Annotated in this window: 15 protein-coding genes, 4 tRNA genes and 1 other RNA gene; 5 read left to right on the top strand and 15 right to left on the bottom strand. The window is 56.1% G+C overall.

Annotated elements, in window-relative coordinates:
• Positions 1 to 12 precede the first annotated feature (12 nt).
• The 6 genes from uvrD to NR114_RS15805 all read right to left on the bottom strand — a co-directional run bounded on the left by uvrD (position 13) and on the right by NR114_RS15805 (position 5667).
• Positions 13 to 2175 carry a DNA helicase II gene (uvrD, locus tag NR114_RS15830; RefSeq protein WP_234529288.1) on the bottom strand — a complete coding sequence of 721 codons (2163 nt, stop codon included), beginning with the start codon at positions 2173 to 2175 and terminating at the stop codon, positions 13 to 15.
• 77 nt (positions 2176 to 2252) lie between these two features.
• Positions 2253 to 2969 carry a 5-amino-6-(5-phospho-D-ribitylamino)uracil phosphatase YigB gene (gene yigB, locus NR114_RS15825; protein ID WP_234529287.1) on the bottom strand — a complete coding sequence of 239 codons (717 nt, stop codon included), beginning with the start codon at positions 2967 to 2969 and terminating at the stop codon, positions 2253 to 2255.
• On the bottom strand, positions 2969 to 3880 hold the full coding sequence (gene xerC, locus NR114_RS15820; RefSeq protein ID WP_020824771.1) for a tyrosine recombinase XerC: 912 nt from the start codon (positions 3878 to 3880) through the stop codon (positions 2969 to 2971). Before xerC ends, yigB begins: the two co-directional genes overlap by 1 nt.
• Complete coding sequence (locus tag NR114_RS15815; RefSeq protein ID WP_234529286.1) at positions 3877 to 4581, bottom strand: DUF484 domain-containing protein; 705 nt, start codon at positions 4579 to 4581, stop codon at positions 3877 to 3879. The genes xerC and NR114_RS15815 overlap by 4 nt, the downstream gene beginning before the upstream one ends.
• Complete coding sequence (gene dapF / locus NR114_RS15810; protein ID WP_020824769.1) at positions 4578 to 5402, bottom strand: diaminopimelate epimerase; 825 nt, start codon at positions 5400 to 5402, stop codon at positions 4578 to 4580. Before dapF ends, NR114_RS15815 begins: the two co-directional genes overlap by 4 nt.
• 58 nt (positions 5403 to 5460) lie before the next feature.
• Complete coding sequence (locus NR114_RS15805; protein WP_020824768.1) at positions 5461 to 5667, bottom strand: lipoprotein; 207 nt, start codon at positions 5665 to 5667, stop codon at positions 5461 to 5463.
• A 78-nt stretch (positions 5668 to 5745) separates the two neighbouring features.
• On the opposite strand from NR114_RS15805, the gene cyaY reads away from it, so the two are divergent.
• Entirely contained in the window at positions 5746 to 6066 is a 321-nt protein-coding gene (cyaY, locus tag NR114_RS15800) for an iron donor protein CyaY (protein WP_020824767.1), read from the top strand.
• Positions 6067 to 6115: 49 nt separating this feature from the next.
• Here the strand turns inward: cyaY and NR114_RS15795 are convergent, their stop codons facing one another.
• Positions 6116 to 8668, bottom strand: a complete 2553-nt coding sequence (locus NR114_RS15795) for a class I adenylate cyclase (protein WP_048762216.1) — start codon at positions 8666 to 8668, stop codon at positions 6116 to 6118.
• Between the two features lie 316 nt (positions 8669 to 8984).
• Here NR114_RS15795 and hemC point away from each other — a divergent pair, with 316 nt between their 5' ends.
• The 4 genes from hemC to hemY are packed head-to-tail and all read left to right on the top strand — an operon-like array spanning position 8985 to position 13008.
• Entirely contained in the window at positions 8985 to 9926 is a 942-nt protein-coding gene (hemC, locus tag NR114_RS15790) for a hydroxymethylbilane synthase (protein WP_046374742.1), read from the top strand.
• Complete coding sequence (gene hemD, locus NR114_RS15785) at positions 9923 to 10669, top strand: uroporphyrinogen-III synthase (RefSeq protein WP_020824764.1); 747 nt, start codon at positions 9923 to 9925, stop codon at positions 10667 to 10669. The genes hemC and hemD overlap by 4 nt, the downstream gene beginning before the upstream one ends.
• Before the next feature lie 17 nt (positions 10670 to 10686).
• Complete coding sequence (hemX, locus tag NR114_RS15780) at positions 10687 to 11811, top strand: uroporphyrinogen-III C-methyltransferase (protein ID WP_020824763.1); 1125 nt, start codon at positions 10687 to 10689, stop codon at positions 11809 to 11811.
• Between the two features lie 3 nt (positions 11812 to 11814).
• On the top strand, positions 11815 to 13008 hold the full coding sequence (gene hemY / locus NR114_RS15775) for a protoheme IX biogenesis protein HemY (RefSeq protein ID WP_020824762.1): 1194 nt from the start codon (positions 11815 to 11817) through the stop codon (positions 13006 to 13008).
• A gap of 508 nt (positions 13009 to 13516) precedes the next feature.
• Here the strand turns inward: hemY and NR114_RS15770 are convergent.
• The 8 genes from NR114_RS15770 to wecG all read right to left on the bottom strand — a co-directional run bounded on the left by NR114_RS15770 (position 13517) and on the right by wecG (position 17122).
• Positions 13517 to 13783, bottom strand: coding sequence for a hypothetical protein (locus NR114_RS15770; RefSeq protein ID WP_234529284.1), 267 nt, complete (start codon positions 13781 to 13783; stop codon positions 13517 to 13519).
• A 36-nt stretch (positions 13784 to 13819) separates the two neighbouring features.
• Positions 13820 to 13948: non-coding RNA, RtT sRNA (locus NR114_RS15765), on the bottom strand.
• A 31-nt stretch (positions 13949 to 13979) separates the two neighbouring features.
• A tRNA-Pro gene (locus NR114_RS15760) sits at positions 13980 to 14056 on the bottom strand.
• A 74-nt stretch (positions 14057 to 14130) separates the two neighbouring features.
• Positions 14131 to 14217: transfer RNA gene (locus tag NR114_RS15755), tRNA-Leu, on the bottom strand.
• Positions 14218 to 14260: 43 nt separating this feature from the next.
• A tRNA-His gene (locus NR114_RS15750) sits at positions 14261 to 14336 on the bottom strand.
• A gap of 62 nt (positions 14337 to 14398) precedes the next feature.
• Positions 14399 to 14475, bottom strand: a tRNA-Arg gene (locus tag NR114_RS15745).
• 135 nt (positions 14476 to 14610) lie between these two features.
• Entirely contained in the window at positions 14611 to 16014 is a 1404-nt protein-coding gene (locus tag NR114_RS15740) for an amino acid permease (RefSeq protein WP_020824761.1), read from the bottom strand.
• A 367-nt stretch (positions 16015 to 16381) separates the two neighbouring features.
• The gene (gene wecG, locus NR114_RS15735) at positions 16382 to 17122 is read right to left on the bottom strand and encodes a lipopolysaccharide N-acetylmannosaminouronosyltransferase (protein ID WP_020824760.1); all 741 of its coding nucleotides are present in this window, start codon (positions 17120 to 17122) and stop codon (positions 16382 to 16384) included.
• Positions 17123 to 17124 lie beyond the last annotated feature (2 nt).

Raw genomic sequence — 17124 nt, 5'->3', positions numbered from 1 at the left:
GCTACTGCCCCGCTACACCGTTTCCAATCTGGCATAGGCGGCCACCAGCCACTTGATGCCTTCCCCTGGGAACGCAATTTGCAGCCGACTGTGTTCGCCGCTGCCTTCCAGATTGACGATGGTGCCTTCGCCAAATTTAGGGTGACGCACTCGCTGCCCCAGCTTGTAGCCGGTATCGTTTTCACTGATCGGCGTGCCCATACGACGATGGCTCACCGGTCGCGATACGCTGGCACGCAACCGCACTTCTTCCACGCACTCCTCCGGGAGTTCACCGATAAAACGCGAAGGCCGATGGTAAACTTCCTTGCCGTACAGACGGCGCGTTTCGGCATAGGTCAGCGTCAGTTTCTGCATGGCACGCGTCAGGCCAACGTAGGCCAGACGACGTTCTTCTTCCAGCCGCCCGCCTTCATCCAGCGACATCTGGCTCGGGAACATCCCCTCTTCCATACCGACGATAAACACCAGCGGGAACTCCAGCCCCTTGGCCGAGTGCAGGGTCATCAACTGCACCGCATCCTGATAGGCATCGGCCTGGCCTTCGCCCGCCTCCAGCGCAGCATGCGACAAAAATGCCTGCAGCGGCATCAGATCCTGATCTTCATCCTGATAGCTGTATTGACGGGTTGCCGTCACCAGCTCCTCAAGGTTTTCGATACGCGCCTGGCCTTTCTCGCCCTTTTCCTGCTCATACATAATGAACAGCCCCGAATCGCGGATCACCCGGTCGGTCTGTACGTGCAAGGGCATATCGGCGGTTTCATGCGCCAGTGAATCCACCAGTTCGGTAAAGCGCTGCAGCGCAGAGGCCGCACGGCCGGCCAGCACCTTGTCTTGCAGCAGGGCGCGGGTGGCCTGCCACAGGGTCAATTGACGATCGCGCGCCGTTCGACGCACTTCGTCCAACGTCCGGTCACCAATGCCACGGGTCGGGGTATTTACTACGCGCTCGAACGCAGCGTCGTCATTACGGTTGGCTATCAGCCGCAGATAGGCCAGCGCATCCTTGATTTCCTGACGTTCAAAGAAGCGTTGCCCGCCGTAAATGCGGTAAGGCATGGCGGTTTGCAGCAGCGCCTCTTCCAGCACGCGCGACTGGGCGTTGCTACGGTAAAGGATGGCGCAGTCATTCAGTGCGCCGCCATTTTCCTGCCAGGTTTTGATGCGGCCGACGACAAAGCGCGACTCGTCGAGTTCGTTGAACGCGCAGTAGATAGAAATAGGTTCGCCATCCCCGCCCTCTGTCCACAGGTTTTTCCCCATGCGCCCGCCGTTGTTGGCGATCAGGGTGTTGGCTGCCTTTAGAATATTGCTGGTCGAACGGTAATTTTGTTCCAGAAGGACGCTCTGCGCACCGGGGAAGTCCCTCAGGAAACGTTGAATATTTTCCACCTGAGCGCCGCGCCAGCCATAAATCGACTGGTCATCGTCACCCACGATCATCACGTTGCTGTTATTGCCGGCCAGCAGGCGGATCCAGGCATATTGAATGCTGTTGGTATCCTGAAACTCATCTACCAGTACATTGGTAAAACGTTCGCGGTAATGGTTGAGGATATGCGGTTTGTTCAGCCACAACTCATGGGCGCGCAGCAACAGCTCGGCAAAATCCACCAGCCCGGCGCGATCGCAGGCTTCCTGATAGGCCTGGTAGATACGCAACCAGGTTGCCTCCACCGGATTATTATAGGTCTCGACATGTTGCGGGCGCAGGCCCTCATCTTTTTTGCCGTTGATGTACCACATCGCCTGACGCGGGGGCCATTGTTTCTCGTCGATATTCAACGCCTTGACGATGCGTTTGAGCAGGCGGAACTGGTCGTCGCTGTCGAGGATCTGGAAATCCTGCGGCAGATTGGCATCCATGTGATGTGCGCGCAGCAACCGGTGAGCCAGCCCGTGGAAGGTGCCGATCCACATGCCACCCTGACTGGTGCCAATCAGATGTTCGATACGGTGGCGCATTTCCGCCGCGGCTTTGTTGGTGAACGTCACCGCCATGATCGAATACGGCGAACAGTTCTCTACCGACAGCAGCCAGGCGATGCGGTGCACCAGCACCCGTGTTTTACCGCTGCCCGCGCCGGCCAGTACCAACAGGTTGCCACGTGGCGCCGCCACGGCTTCGCGTTGTTTTTCATTCAGGCTGTCGAGCAGATCGGAAACGTCCATAGGCACCATTAATTGGTAAGGGAAAGCGCGTCATCGACGCGATTCCACTGGGAATTTATACAGATTTCTGGCAGGGATTATAACAATGCTGTCAGCGATGCCAACTGCGAAATCTCAATATGTGGCAGCAGCCGGCTATCGGCAGCCTGCATCAGGCTGCGCTGGCGATCGTTGATCCAACAGGCCTGCAGGCCTGAGCGCAACGCGCCGGCGACGTCGGTGGTTAAATCATCGCCGACGTGGAGAATATGCTCAGGGGCGACGCCTAAACGCTCTGCGGCCAGTTGATACATGTCCTGATAAGGTTTGGCGCGGCCATCCGGCCCGGAGCGCAGCACAAACTGAAAGTAACCGTCCAGCCCGCACATTGCAGGATCGGCATTGCCGTTGGTGATCGCCACCAATGGGAAACGTTCGCCCAATGCTTTCAACGTAGCGTGGGTCGCTTCAGGCACTTCGATGCGGCTGCGCCACAGCGCAAAATTCTGCATCGCCGCGTCAGCCCCTTCAGCAGCCTGGGCATCACGCAGCCCCTGACGGCTCAGCGCCAGGTGGATGGCACGCCAGCGCCACTGGGTGACGTCGTGGTAAATCTCTGGATCCTGTTCACGTAACTCTTGGCGCAGGCGGTGAAAATCCGCCGACTGGAAGTGGTTCAGCCCGGGATGATAATTCTGCAGGAAAGCCACCGACTGCAATTCGGTCTGTTTGATCACCGGACGGTTGTCGTACAGCGTGTCGTCCAGATCGAAGGTCAATGCCGCCAGTGGGCGTAGCGGACGATAAAAGTGCATCAGGATTTCCCCCGTTTGGCGCGTGGATGCGCGGCATCGTACACGTTCGCCAGATGTTGAAAGTCGAGGTGGGTATAGATTTGGGTGGTGGTCAGATTGGCATGGCCAAGCAGTTCCTGCACCGCACGCAGATCGCCGCTGGACTCCAGCATATGGGTGGCAAAGGAGTGACGCAGCTTGTGCGGATGGATGTGGCTGTTAACGCCCTGCTTGACGCCCCACTCGGCAAAACGTTTTTGCACGTTACGGGTCGAGATGCGTTTTCCCTGATTGGACAGGAACATCGCATCGTCTGACGGCCCGAACAGGTCGCGCATCGCCAGCCAGTGTTCCAGCCAGGTCACGGCGGTGCGGCCGACCGGCAGCTTGCGTTCCTTGCTGCCCTTGCCCAAAACCCAAATTTCACCGGCGGCCAGATCGACGTGGCGACAGTCCAGCCCCACCAGTTCAGAAAGACGCAGCCCTGCCCCGTACATCACCTCAAGCATAGCGCGATCGCGTACCGCCAGCGGATCGTTGAGATCGATATCCAGCAGCTGATTCATTTCATCGACGTCGATGTTTTTCGGCAGATGACGGCCACTGCGTGGCGTGCGGATCCCTTTGGCGGGGTTGGCTATCAGCATGCCCTGGCTGACCTGCCAGTCGAGAAAACTGCGTAATGCCGACAAGCGCAACGCGAGGCTGGAAGACTGCAGGCCGGCGCGTTTACTGCGCGCCGCCAGCATCCGGACTTTGGCGGCGTCCAACGCCGGCCACTCCGTGATGCCCATATCCTGAGCCAGCGCCATCAGCGCCTGCAATTGGCGTGAATAGCTTAACTGCGTCAAGGGGCTGAGCTGGCGTTCCACCTTCAGATAGCGCAGAAAGGCATCGACCGGCTGTTGCAGGCTGGCCGCCAGCGGGGTCATGCTCGTTCGATCCAGCGTTCCAGCAGTTCCGGCAGCATGCGCGCCAGTTGATTAAGCATCACCGTGCCCATGCCCTGCTGATAATGTTGCGTATCGCGGCTGCTGAAAATCACCATACCCAGCTCGCCCTCATCACCCAGCATCGACAGCGCTACCGAGCCGACCAACTTGGCCTGCGGCAGCAGCAACAACAACTCGGGGCCATTCAGGCTGCCGAGAAAGTGCTGTTGGTCACCCAGGCGCTGAATGCGTAACGGTTCAAACGAAGAGCGCGTCAGGGCAAGGTGAGTGAAATCGGAAGGTGCGCCTATTTTCCAGCTTTCGGAAAACAGGCGGATGTTGGCGCCGGCCAAACCGAAACCGCGCGCCCAACGCTGCAGGCGGTTAAGCATATCCTGCAGGCTGTCGGCGGTGGCCAGATTGGCCTGCAAATGCAGCAGGCTGGCAAACAGCGTTTCGTTGGCGCTGGCCTGCTCCATCAGCAGCGTGATTTCTTCTTCCAGCCGATGGATGTGATTGCGCTGGCGAGCCAGATGCCACTCGACCAACGATACGGTGCCGCGAACGGGATGGGGAACGCGCATTTGCTCCACCAACCGCGCGTTGCGCATAAAGAAATCCGGGTTTTGCAGCAGAAACTGCATCACGGTGTCGTCATCAAGCTCAATGCCTGCGACAGCCTGGTCCTCAACGCTCTTCATAGATGAATAAATCCGTCATATACATGGGTTGCCGGACCGGTCATAAACAGCGGGCTGCCCGGCCCTTTCCAGCGAATATGCAGGCTGCCGCCCGGCAGTTCTACATGCACCTCTTCTGACAGCAATTCCTGTTGAATCCCTACTGCCACGGCCGCACAGGCTCCGCTACCGCAGGCCTGCGTTTCGCCAGCGCCGCGCTCATAGACGCGCAGTTTAATGTGCTCGCGACTGACAATTTGCATAAAACCGATGTTGGCCCGTTCCGGGAAGCGCTCATGCCCTTCCAGTACCGGCCCGAGCAACTCCACCTTGGCGGTTTTTACATCATCCACCTGTAAAACACAATGTGGATTGCCCATCGACACCACGCCGCACAGTACCGTATGTTCCGCCGCACGCATGATGTAGGTCTTTTCTTCTTTGGTTGCGCGAAACGGCACTGCCTGGGGATCGAAGTTCGGCTCACCCATATTCACGCACACCAGATCATCGTCGGTCACGCTCAACACCATGCGCCCGGTCTGGGTACTGACGCGAATATCGCGCTTATTGGTCAAGCCTTTCAGCCGTACAAAGCGGGCAAAGCAGCGAGCGCCGTTACCGCACTGCGCCACTTCACTGCCGTCGGCGTTAAAAATGCGGTAATGGAAATCCAGTTCCGGATCGTAAGGCGGTTCTACCACCAGCAGCTGGTCAAAGCCAACGCCCAAGTGCCGATCGGCCAAACGGCGGATCAACTCGGGTGAGAAATAGACATTCTGTGTAACGGCATCGACCACCATAAAGTCGTTGCCCAGACCGTGCATTTTGGAGAACTGCATATCATACTCCGCTATCCGTCTTGGGTTTGCGGTGACTCACGCCGCCGCAAACAAGGTGTTACTGGTCGCTCATCGACGGTTTTTGCTGAGAGCCAGAAAGTTCCTGCTGATTTTTCTGTACCTGATCGCCGGTCTGAACCTGGGTAGCCGGTTTCTTAGTGCTGGCCGGATCGGCTGGCGGGAAGTACAGCGGGCCCTTCAGGCCGCAGCCGGAGAGCCCGGCAAGCAGAACTGCCATCAGCGCATAGCGTAGTTGTTTTTTCATTTGCATTAATGCCTGTAATTCATGCGTCCAAGGTCTCTATAATCGCAGGTGGATCATGAAAAGCAATAGGAATTGAATATGAACGACAGTGAGTTTCACCAGTTGGCTGACCAACTGATGCTGAATATTGAAGAGACCCTGGACGATTTTGACGGCGATGCGGACATCGATTACGAAACTAACGGCGGCGTAATGACGTTAAGCTTCGAAAATGGCACCAAAATTGTGATCAATCGCCAGGAGCCATTGCATCAGATTTGGCTGGCGACCAAAACCGGCGGCTATCACTTTAACTACCGTGACGGCGTGTGGCTGTGCGATCGCAGCGACCGCGCCTTCTACCCCTTACTGAGTGAAGCGGCCAGCGCACAGGCCGGCGAAGAGGTGACGTTTTCCTGAGAATGGCAGCACTCGTCGTCAAGGCTCAGCCTGCTGAACCTTGACGATATCAATGCAGTTGAAACTGATGCTTTAGCGGCTGAGCAGCGCCGTCGGTCAGGGGAACGCACAGGCTCGACAACACGTTGCTGCGGAACGGGATCACCTGGGTGCGGCCATCAAGCTGCACTATCTGATAGAACTGCGGTAAGTTGAAGTTGATAAAGCTGGAGCCATAGGTAAAGCGATCGTGCGAGGACGAGTAGAAACGGCTAACGTCACGCACCAGTTCCTCTTTACTGCCTTCGCAATGGTGATAAACCTCAACCCGGTTAGACTCATCCAGAATATAGATGTTAAAGCCTTTGTCGTCCGAGGTGTCTTCGAAGAAGAACTGAATAATCCCTTCGCTGGCGAAACCGTCCACCACCGGCGGCAGATGCACCTGATCGGTTTCCACTTTGATCGACAGGCCGTGCAATTTGTTGTTGGAAATGGCGCCGTAGAACTCCACCGCGTTTTCCAGCTTCTGCACCGACACGCTCAGCCGTTCGAAGAACAAGCCCCAGGTCTGGCCGGCAACCCGTACCGCTTTGAAACGGCCCGGCTCCAGTCGGGTGCTGGACAGGCGTAGCTCAATACACTCCGACACCAGCTGCTGTATACGGGTACGGATCAGGCCGCGCAGGTGCTGACTGTAGCAGAACACCTCGACCGATTCCGGCGGCGCGGCATCCTGGTGCATTTTGCCGAGAATGGTCTTTAACGCTTCCAGCACCGATTGCTCGCCGCTGAAATGCAAAGTACGCACTTCGTTCCAGGAGTTGCGGTACAACAGATCGATACTTCCCACCAGGCACTGCTGTTGCTGACCAAAGCTGAATACATCGAGCTTGCGGAAATCGAAATGCACCACCTGATTGCGGAAGGCGGCGGTCGGATCGTTTTCCAAATTGACGATTATCGCCAGGTGGCGGATTTCACACGGGCTGTACAGCGCTTTTGGCGTGGGGGCCGCCAGGCGCAGCGGGAAGTGGTGCGACACATCGGCCACCAGTTCCTGCAGTTTTGCGGTATCGCACAGGTTGCCGCTCTTGATGTGCAGACGGGTTTTCGGCGTCAGCAGCCCGTTAAAATAGGCCCAGGCCACCAGCTTGTTGAGGTAACGGTTATATTCCAGCGGCTGATGACTAACAATCGAGTCCATGGCCGGTGCCTGGTTATAAAGGTACCAGCCGGTGCGGTTGGCACGGCCAATCGGCACGTGAATAAAGGTCAAGTCGTCTTCTGACAGGTCCGGCGAAATCTGTGGGTTCACCAGCGTCACCTTGCCGGGCAGCGCTTCAAACGCGGCGTACAGCTTACGGGTCAGCACGCCGATATCCTGCGGGCTGGCGCTGACGCTAAGGTTGTTGCGGCGAGCGAAGCGGATCAGGTTGCGATAGCTTTGCATCATCGCATCCAACAATTCGTTGTGTGCTTCACGTACCCGTTCGATTTTCCAGTTGGCGCGATTATCCAGGATCGCCAGACGCTCTTCGTCCCAGCCCCATTCGCTGACCAATTGGCTGAGAATTTCACGACGCCAGCCGACGCACGCATTGGCGCGGGACAGTTTTTCACAGACTTTCAGGTAGAAACAGCGGCGGACCAGGTCAAGGCGGGTAGTGTCGTTGATTTGATTCAGGTAATGCGTAACGCGTTCGAGCATCATACAGTAGGCGTCGAGACCAAAGCAGACGATCTCGCCCTGATGCAGGCGCTGTTTGATGTCCATCGCCAGCAGCTGCGTATTCGGGTATTCCCAGGAATAGGCTTCCAGCAGCAGGGTTTTCAGCACCGCTTTGTAAGGCGAGTCGATGCTTTTGTACAGTTGCCACAGGCTGGCACCGAAATATTCTTCCGCCGACAGCGTGCTCAGACCGCCGAGATCCAGCCATTCGTTCGGCGTTAACGCACCTTGCGAGTAAAGCGACAGCACATACTCATCGTAGTGTGCTTCTTCTTCGCCCGGCACCATGTTCCACAAAATACGTTTGCCGGCCAGGCGCACCGCGGTGCGGTAAAATTCGTCCAGCAGCAGGATATGTTGGGTGGAGCCGCAGTCTTCGCCCCCCAGGCTGCCGCTTTCGTTATGACGGAAGCGGTTTTCATCGATCAGGAAGAAGCTGACTTCCACCCCCATCGACGCCGACCATTTTTCCAGCAGGCTGCATTTTTGCTGTAGGCGGTTACGCTCTTCGTTGTCCAGCCAGGATTGGTGGCACACCCAGATGTCGAGATCCGAGCTGCAACTCTGGCCGATCGACGAGGTGCTGCCCATCGAGTAAACCCCGGTAATCGGCAGTTCACCGCTGGCCATTTTGTCAAACGGGCTGCCCCATTTGTCTTCTAAATCATTGAGGTAATCTTGTTGGGTTTCATCAGGCGTGTAGAGGCAAACGCCATGGGGAACGTTACCGTTCAGGTAACCTGGCATCAGTGGATGGTGGTGATGCAATAAGGTAGGCAGCAGACTGTATACCCGTTGAAACGCGGGCTTCATGGCCGCTAGGGCGCGATCGATTCGTAATTGATTGATCGCATCCAGTCTCTGCTTCAATGTCTCGATGTAGAGGTACAAGACGTCTCGCCTGATTATCCCGGTGTTTAGAAAAAAACCCGTATTCCATAAGTGCCGTTAGTGTTGGAAGAATATTTGGCAACTTATTGTTGGAAACGTGATCAATTTAACACCTTGCTGATTGACCGTAAAGGAAGTAACGCTTCACTATTATTGTAGCGCCACTCTAAACGATTTACCCGCAGTGTTAACTGCCCCAAAACACATCACACGTCCCGTTGATTCCGTTGTCCTTTCTTCGCCTATGGCTTCTTGCACTGACAGTTTTCACACTCAGTGGTAGGATGAACGGCGAATTATAAAAACGGTAACAAGCATGTTAGACAAAATTATTCGAATTGCCACCCGACAAAGCCCTCTCGCGCTTTGGCAAGCACATTATGTGCAGCAGCGCCTGATGGCCAGCCACCCCGGCCTGCAGGTCGAACTGGTGCCTATGGTCACACGAGGCGACATTATTTTGGATACGCCGCTGGCGAAAGTCGGCGGTAAAGGGCTGTTTGTTAAGGAACTTGAACTGGCGTTATTGGACGGCCGTGCGGATATCGCCGTTCACTCAATGAAAGACGTCCCGGTCGATTTCCCCGAAGGCTTGGGTTTAGTGACTATTTGTGAGCGTGACGATCCTCGCGACGCATTTGTTTCCAATCGTTTCGCATCGCTCGATCAACTGCCGCAGGGCAGCGTGGTCGGTACCTCCAGCCTGCGTCGTCAGTGCCAACTGCGTGAGCGCCGTCCGGATCTGATCGTGCGCGATCTGCGCGGCAACGTCGGTACCCGGCTGGCAAAATTGGATAACGGTGATTACGACGCCATTATTCTGGCGGTCGCCGGGCTTAAGCGCCTGGGGTTGGAACAGCGTATCCGCAGTCCATTGAGCCCGGAGGAGTGCCTGCCGGCCGTTGGCCAGGGCGCAGTGGGTATCGAATGCCGCCTAGATGACGAAACCACCCGCGCGCTGTTGGCACCGCTCAATCACGTTGCCACAGAAACCCGCGTACGTGCCGAACGTGCGATGAATACCCGGCTGGAAGGCGGTTGCCAGGTGCCTATCGGCAGCTATGCCGAACTGGATGGCGACAGCCTGTGGCTGCGAGCCCTGGTGGGCTCTCCAGACGGCAGCCAAATGGTGCGCGGCGAACGCCGCGGTCCGGCAGCTCAAGCAGAGCAGATGGGCATTGAACTGGCGGAAGAACTGCTGGCGCAAGGCGCTCGTGAAATTCTGCAGGACGTTTATCAGGGGAATCCCCCTGCATGACGATTCTGGTAACCCGCCCCTCTCCTTCCGGAGAAGAACTGGTCAGCCGACTGCGTGCGCTCGGTCGGGTTGCCTATCATGCTCCGTTGATCGACTTCGCCCCCGGCGGCGATTTGCCAAAATTGCCGCAGGCGTTACAGCAGCTTAATGATGGCGATCTGGTGTTCATCCTGTCGCAGCACTCGGTGAGCTACGCCCATTCTGTGATGGGCCGCGTCGGGCTGTCATGGCCTGCCAGGCTGGCCTATTACGCTATCGGTCGTACCACGGCGCTGGCAATGCACCGCATCAGCAGTCTGCCGATAGAATACCCGCGTGAGCAGGAGATCAGCGAAACATTGCTGTTGCTGCCGGCACTGCAGAAGCTGGAAGGTAAACAAGCGCTGATCTTGCGCGGTAACGGCGGCCGTGAGCTGCTCGGAAACACACTGAGCGAGCGCGGCGCTGCGGTCAGCTATTATGAATGTTATCAACGCAGCCCGGTGCACTATGATGGCAGCGAGCAGAGCGCCCACTGGCAGCGTGCCGGTGTTGATACGCTGGTCGTCACCAGCGGTGAAATGTTACAACAGCTCTATACTTTAGTTCCTGATTACTACCGTTCTTCGTGGCTGTTACGTTGCTGCCTGGTCGTAGTGAGTGAACGCCTGGCTACCCTTGCCCAGGAATTGGGCTGGAGCACAATTCGGGTAGCTGATACCGCCGATAATGACGCGCTGATCCGCGCGCTACAACAAACCTGACTATGGGATGTGCCACTATGACGGAACAAAATACCCCATCCGCCCCGGTTGAAGAACCAACCTCTGCGGTTGAGAGCCCCCAGCAGCCAGACGCTGAAAAGCGTAAAGGTAAAAATACCGGCCCGGTGTTGGGCGCGATCGCGATCGTGCTGGTTATCGCTCTGGCTGCCGGCGGCTATTACCATACACATCGACAGGCGCAGCAGCTTATCGCCGCCAACCAAACGTTGCAGCAACAGCTTGAAGCGCTGAAACAGAACCAACAGCAGGAAAGAAGCGCGCTGGAAGGCCTGCTGCAGCAACAGGGCAAAACGCTGGACGCCGCCGATCGCGAACAGGCAACCCTGGCGCGTCAGCTCAATGAACTGCAAGAGAAAGTCGCCATCATCTCCGGCAGCGACGCCAAAACCTGGTTGCTGGCGCAGGCCGATTTTCTGGTGAAAATGGCCGGGCGTAAGCTGTGGAGCGATCAGGACGTCACCACCGCCGCCGCGCTGTTAAAAAGCGCCGATGCCAGCCTGGCTGACATGAATGACCCGAGCCTGCTCGAGGTTCGTCGCGCCATCACCGAAGACGTCAGCACGCTGTCCACGCTGACTCAGGTGGATTTCGACGGCATCATTCTCAAGACCAATCAGTTGTCCAATCAGGTGGATAATCTGCGCCTGGCGGATAACGACAGCGACGAAGCGCCGATGGATCAAGACAGCAGCGAGCTGTCGAGCTCGATCGGCGAATGGCGGCAAAACCTGGCCAAAAGCTGGCACAACTTTATGGCCGACTTTATTACCGTCCGCCGCCGCGATAGCAATGCCGAGCCGCTGCTGGCCCCGAACCAGGACATTTACCTGCGCGAAAATATCCGTTCGCGCCTGCTGGTTGCCGCACAGGCCATCCCACGCCATCAGAACGAAGTGTATAAGCAGTCGCTGGAGACCATTTCCACTTGGGTTCGCGCCTACTTCGATACCACCGACCCGGCCACGAAAGCGTTCCTGGAAGAGTTGGATACCCTGAGCCAGCAGTCGATCACCATGGACGTGCCGGATCAGCTGAAAAGCCAGCCGCTGCTGGAAAAACTGATGCAGACCCGGGTGCGGAATCTGATGGCCCAGTCCCCTGCCGCTCATCAGGAGGGATAAGCCATGTTACGCGTGCTATTTCTGTTCCTGGTGCTGATCGCCAGCGTGGTGGTTGGGCCGATGTTGGCCGGCCATCAGGGCTATGTGCTGATTCAGACCGATAACTACAATATCGAAACCAGCGTCACCGGCCTGGTGATCATGGGTATCTTGCTGTTTGTGGTGCTGCTGGTGATCGAGTGGATCCTGCGCCGCATCTTCAGCACCAGCGCCCGCACTCGCGGCTGGTTCCTGGGCCGCAAACGCAGCCGTGCGCGTAAGCAGACCAAGGCCGCGCTGATCAAACTGGCCGAAGGTGATTACAAGCAAGTTGAAAAACTGCTGACGCGCAATGCCGATCACGCTGAACAACCGGTGGTGAACTACCTGTTAGCTGCTGAGGCCGCACAGCAACGGGGTGACGATTTCCGTACCAATCAGTACCTGGAACGCGCCGCCGAAGCCGCCGACACCGACCAGCTGCCGGTAGACATCACCCGCGTGCGCATTCAACTGGCTCAGGGCGAAAACCATGCGGCACGCCACGGTGTCGATCGTCTGCTTAACCAGGCTCCGCGTCATCCCGAAGTATTGCGACTGGCGGAAATGGCTTATCTGCGCACCGGCGCTTTTGCCTCATTGCTGGAGATCCTGCCGTCGATGAGCAAGATCAATCTGCACAACGAGGCTGAGCTGCAGGCACTGCAACAACAGGCCTACATTGGCCTGATGAATCAGGCGATGGCGGATGAGGGCAGCGATGGCCTGAAACGCTGGTGGAAAGATCAGAGCCGCAAAATCCGGCATGAGGTGCCGTTGCAAATCGCGATGGTGGAGCACCTGATCGAATGCAATGACCATGAACTGGCGCAAGAGATCGTGCTCGACAGCCTCAAGCGCCAGTATGACGAACGCCTGGTGTTGCTGATCCCGCGTCTGAAGTCCGGCAACCCGCAACAGCTGGAGAAAGCGTTGCGTCAGCAGGTGAAGCAGCATGGTGCCACACCACTGCTGAACAGCACCCTGGGCCAGTTGCTGATGAAGCACGGCGAATGGCAGGCGGCGGCCGATGCATTCCGGGAAGCGCTGAAACAGCGTCCAGATGCCTACGATTACGCTTGGCTGGCTGACGTGCTGGAGAAGCTGCACCGCTCGGATGAAGCCGCACAGATGCGTCGTGAAGGCCTGATGCTAACGCTGAAGCAGAACGGCGAATAACGCACAATGCACTGTCTTCAAGGCGCGCCCACGGGTCGCGCCTTTTTTATCTAACGTTGTTTATACCCAAGATAGTTGGAGTGACAGCAAGGCGGCAAGCTCACGAATCCCCAGGAGCTTGGTCAACCAAGTGACTGGGGTGAGAGCGCGCAGTCAACGCAGCTGTGGCTTCAAATATGATGGGTATTAGGCAAAAAAAAACACTTGCCGCGGTGGCAAGTGTATAAAAAGCAATCAGGTCTAGGACAACAGGGGCGGTGCCTCACTCAACGTTATGCCCGGAGTGTGATGTCGACCATTGCAAGCAACGCCGTCATCGTTCTGGTGGGCAATAGGCACCCTAAATCGGCTCTGCGTCATTCCCAGGGTTTATGAAGCCTAAGGCGAACATAAGAGGTGGAATGAGCATCTACATGGTGGATATTGCACTTGGCGTGCCAACTTTGGGAAAAACGCATCACCCCTTCAGGCGAAAAGCCTAATAAGCTGAATTAAAACAGATTTAATCTCAGCACTTCGTTTCATTCCGCTCACTGCCCTTTCTGCTGCTATCACCTGACGTTTGCAGATATGTCGCCTTAAAACGACGACTTAAGCCAAAGTCATTTTTATTAAATAAAATCAATGTATTAAATGTCTCAAGCTGACGACAATGCAGCATGCCGATGTCGCCAGAAGCCAACACCAAGCCAAAAGCGTCCTGGCGGGATACGATAGCTAGCGGGCAGAGGTAAAACCAGAGCAGGAGGGTGTAAAGCGGAATGTCAGAAAGCAAAAAGCCCGTTCATTGCTGAACGGGCTTTTCTGAATGTGGTCAGCGAGAGAGGATGACTTGCATCTGCGATGCCGCCCTACGGGCCGTTGCTAAAGCAACGTTGTCTCGCTGCGCTCGGCTCAAACCTCCTTCGGAGGTGCTCATCCTATAAACTACAGATGTAAAAAAACCCGCTAAAAGCGGGCTTTCTTGAATGTGGTCGGCGAGAGAGGATTCGAACCTCCGACCCACTGGTCCCAAACCAGTTGCGCTACCAAGCTGCGCTACTCGCCGATTTCTTGTTGCAGATACTACTAAATTTTATCGCTTATGTCTATGTAAATATTAAATTTATTAGACATTTTGTGTGGTGCGAAGAGAGGGACTTGAACCCTCACGTCCGTAAGAACACTAACACCTGAAGCTAGCGCGTCTACCAATTCCGCCACCTTCGCACAGTCACAAAACAGCTTAAAATTCTTCACTTCTCTTAGGAAGTGGGGTGGCTAATGGGACTCGAACCCACGACAACTGGAATCACAATCCAGGGCTCTACCAACTGAGCTATAGCCACCATTACTTCTTAACTACTTCACGCGGTAATACTACCACCGCAGCTCTTGCACACAAACTTAATGGTGCGCCCGACAGGATTCGAACCTGAGACCTCTGCCTCCGGAGGGCAGCGCTCTATCCAGCTGAGCTACGGGCGCATAGCGCCGTTGCGGGAGGGGATACTACGGATTTAACACAATCCTGTCTAGTGCTTTTTCGCAGAAATGTTGTGTTTGATTACGCTTTGCTCACTCCCGCGCAGGAAAGCGCTATCCGTAGCCCCTTTTCACCGGTTATTGCTGTGTTTCTGTCCGTTTTTCAGCCGGATGATGTTTCTTGTGCATGCCGAAAGCAAAGTAGCACAGGCTGACTGCCGCTAAGAAAATCGCCCCGACCAGCAAAGAAATTCGCGTATCCGGGTTAATTCCCATGCCGATCAGCACGCAGACCAAGAAAGCGATAGTCAGATAGTTCACATAGGGGAACATAATCGACTTAAAGCTGTGGGTTTTAATCGCTTCCTTATGGGCACGGCGGAAATACAGTTGGCTAATCAGTACCACGAACCACGGCACCATGCCTGGCAACACGCTGGCGCTATAGACATAGACAAACACCGCCTGTGGATTGGGGATAAGGTAATTCAACCCCGAGCCGACCAGCAGGCAGGCAATGGTCACGGCGATACAGTTAACCGGCACGCCGTTGGCGGACAGCTTGGTCAACGACGCCGGCAACTGCCGGTTTTTAGCCAGTGCGTACAGCATACGGCCACCGCTGTACATCCCGCTGTTACAACCTGAAAGCGCGGCGGTCAACACCACAAAGTTAATGATACCGGCGGCAGCGACGATACCGATTTTGGCAAAGGTCAGCACGAAGGGGCTGCCTGCGGTGCCAATGCCATTCCAGGGGAAGATGGTGACGATGACAAAGATAGCGCCGACGTAGAAGATCAGGATACGCCACAGGATATTGTTAATCGCACGCTTCAGAGTCACCTGCGGGTTTTTGGCTTCACCGGCGGTGATACCGACCAACTCAACGCCCTGATAGGACGCCACAACAATACAGAGCGCGAACAGGAAACCCTTCCAGCCGCCGGCAAAGAAACCGCCGTGCTCGGTCAGGTTGGCAAAGCCAATCGGCTGCCCGCCATTCCCGAAGCCAAAGAAGATCACCCCCAACCCCACCAAAATCATCACAATGATGGTGGTAACCTTGATCATAGCAAACCAGAACTCCAGCTCGCCGTACAGGCGCACGGCGGCCAGGTTGGCCAGCGCTACCATCGCCACGGCGATTAACGCCGGTATCCACTGCGGGATTTCCGGGAACCAAAACTGCACGTAGACCCCAACGGCGGTGATTTCCGAGATGCCTACGGCAATCCACATAAACCAATAGCCCCAGGCGGTCAGGTAGCCAAAATAGGGATTCATGTATTTATGGGCATAAACGGCAAAGGAGCCCGCGACCGGTTCAAGGAACAGCATCTCGCCCATCGAACGCATAATGAAGAACACGAACAGGCCGGCGATGATATAAGCCAACAATACCGATGGCCCCGCCCATTTCAGCGTGCTGGCCGAGCCCATAAACAGGCCCACCCCGATGGTGCCCCCCAGAGCAATCAGCTCGATATGCCGGGCTTCCAGCCCCCGGTGTAGGCCTTGCGGTTTTTCTTTGTGTGCCATAAATCCTCAATATTATTTTTTTGATTGTGTTTGCATGCCGGCCGTTACCGGTCGTTATTGTTTTAATGAAAATAGCGTAAAACCTCTCCCGCCGCGTTGGCGGACACCAGCTTGTGATGGGACGATCTTACGGTGAGAAAAACGTCGTTAAGCGCTATCACGTTTTGCGCCAACGCTCAGGGATAATTTCCGGGCGGTATCGTTTCGCATTTTGCCGCTATAAGCAAACCGCAATTTAAAACTTTATGGAATAAATACAGGCGAGTTTATGGGCTGAGGTTATAGGAGTGCTGACGAATCCGTCATAAAGCAGGTTATTTGAACAACATGGCGCGCCGGGGCGGGATCTTCCGCCCCAGCATCGTTCTTACATCTTGCCGCGGTAATAATAGCTGACAAACTTCAGCAGTTTCAGTTGGCGTCCCAGGCGGCTCGGTTGACTTAACAGCCGATAGAGCCACTCCAGACCGAGGTTCTGCCAAATCTTTGGCGCACGCTTCACGTGCCCGGTGAACACGTCGTAAGTACCGCCTACGCCCATATAGAGCGCCTGCGGATGCACTTTACGGCAGTCACGCATCAGGATTTCCTGTTTCGGCGATCCCATGGCCACCGTCACTATGGCGGCACCGCTGCCGCGAATGCGCTCGAACAGCGCATCTCGCTGTTCAGGCTTGAAATAACCGTCCTGGCTGCCCACCAGGTTTACATTCCACTGGCTACGCAGCTTCTCTTCGGTTTCCGCCAGCACCGAGGGTTTGCCGCCAATCAGGAAGACCGGCGTACCCTCGCGTCCGGCACGCTGCATCAACGCTTCCCACAGGTCGGCTCCCGCGACGCGTGATACCTGCGCCCCCGGGTATTTACGGCGTATTGAGCGCACCATGCTGATGCCGTCGGCATACTTGTATTCCGCTTCATCCAGCAAAGCGTGCAGCGCAGTATCTTCCTCCGCCTTCAGTATCTTTTCGGCGTTCATCGCGACCAGCGTGCCCTGCTTTACCCGGCCGCCGTCAAACAGAAAATCCAGGCATTGCGCCATATCGCGAAATCCCCACAGGCTGAAACCGCGCAGCTCATATTGAGGAACCGAAATTTTTGCGTCCATCG

This window comes from Serratia sp. Ser99 (genome assembly GCF_024519545.1).
Lineage (GTDB): Bacteria > Pseudomonadota > Gammaproteobacteria > Enterobacterales > Enterobacteriaceae > Serratia > Serratia liquefaciens.
The sequence above is the reverse complement of the archived record's forward strand: the minus strand, read 5'-3'. Positions and strand labels throughout refer to the sequence as shown.

Coding starts and splice junctions, on each gene's coding strand:
- uvrD (WP_234529288.1), bottom strand. CDS start 2,175: ATGGACGTTTCCGATCTGCTCGACAGCCTGAATGAAAAACAACGCGAA.
- yigB (WP_234529287.1), bottom strand. CDS start 2,969: ATGCACTTTTATCGTCCGCTACGCCCACTGGCGGCATTGACCTTCGAT.
- xerC (WP_020824771.1), bottom strand. CDS start 3,880: ATGACCCCGCTGGCGGCCAGCCTGCAACAGCCGGTCGATGCCTTTCTG.
- NR114_RS15815 (WP_234529286.1), bottom strand. CDS start 4,581: ATGAAGAGCGTTGAGGACCAGGCTGTCGCAGGCATTGAGCTTGATGAC.
- dapF (WP_020824769.1), bottom strand. CDS start 5,402: ATGCAGTTCTCCAAAATGCACGGTCTGGGCAACGACTTTATGGTGGTC.
- NR114_RS15805 (WP_020824768.1), bottom strand. CDS start 5,667: ATGAAAAAACAACTACGCTATGCGCTGATGGCAGTTCTGCTTGCCGGG.
- cyaY (WP_020824767.1), top strand. CDS start 5,746: ATGAACGACAGTGAGTTTCACCAGTTGGCTGACCAACTGATGCTGAAT.
- hemC (WP_046374742.1), top strand. CDS start 8,985: ATGTTAGACAAAATTATTCGAATTGCCACCCGACAAAGCCCTCTCGCG.
- hemD (WP_020824764.1), top strand. CDS start 9,923: ATGACGATTCTGGTAACCCGCCCCTCTCCTTCCGGAGAAGAACTGGTC.
- hemX (WP_020824763.1), top strand. CDS start 10,687: ATGACGGAACAAAATACCCCATCCGCCCCGGTTGAAGAACCAACCTCT.
- hemY (WP_020824762.1), top strand. CDS start 11,815: ATGTTACGCGTGCTATTTCTGTTCCTGGTGCTGATCGCCAGCGTGGTG.
- NR114_RS15740 (WP_020824761.1), bottom strand. CDS start 16,014: ATGGCACACAAAGAAAAACCGCAAGGCCTACACCGGGGGCTGGAAGCC.
- wecG (WP_020824760.1), bottom strand. CDS start 17,122: ATGGACGCAAAAATTTCGGTTCCTCAATATGAGCTGCGCGGTTTCAGC.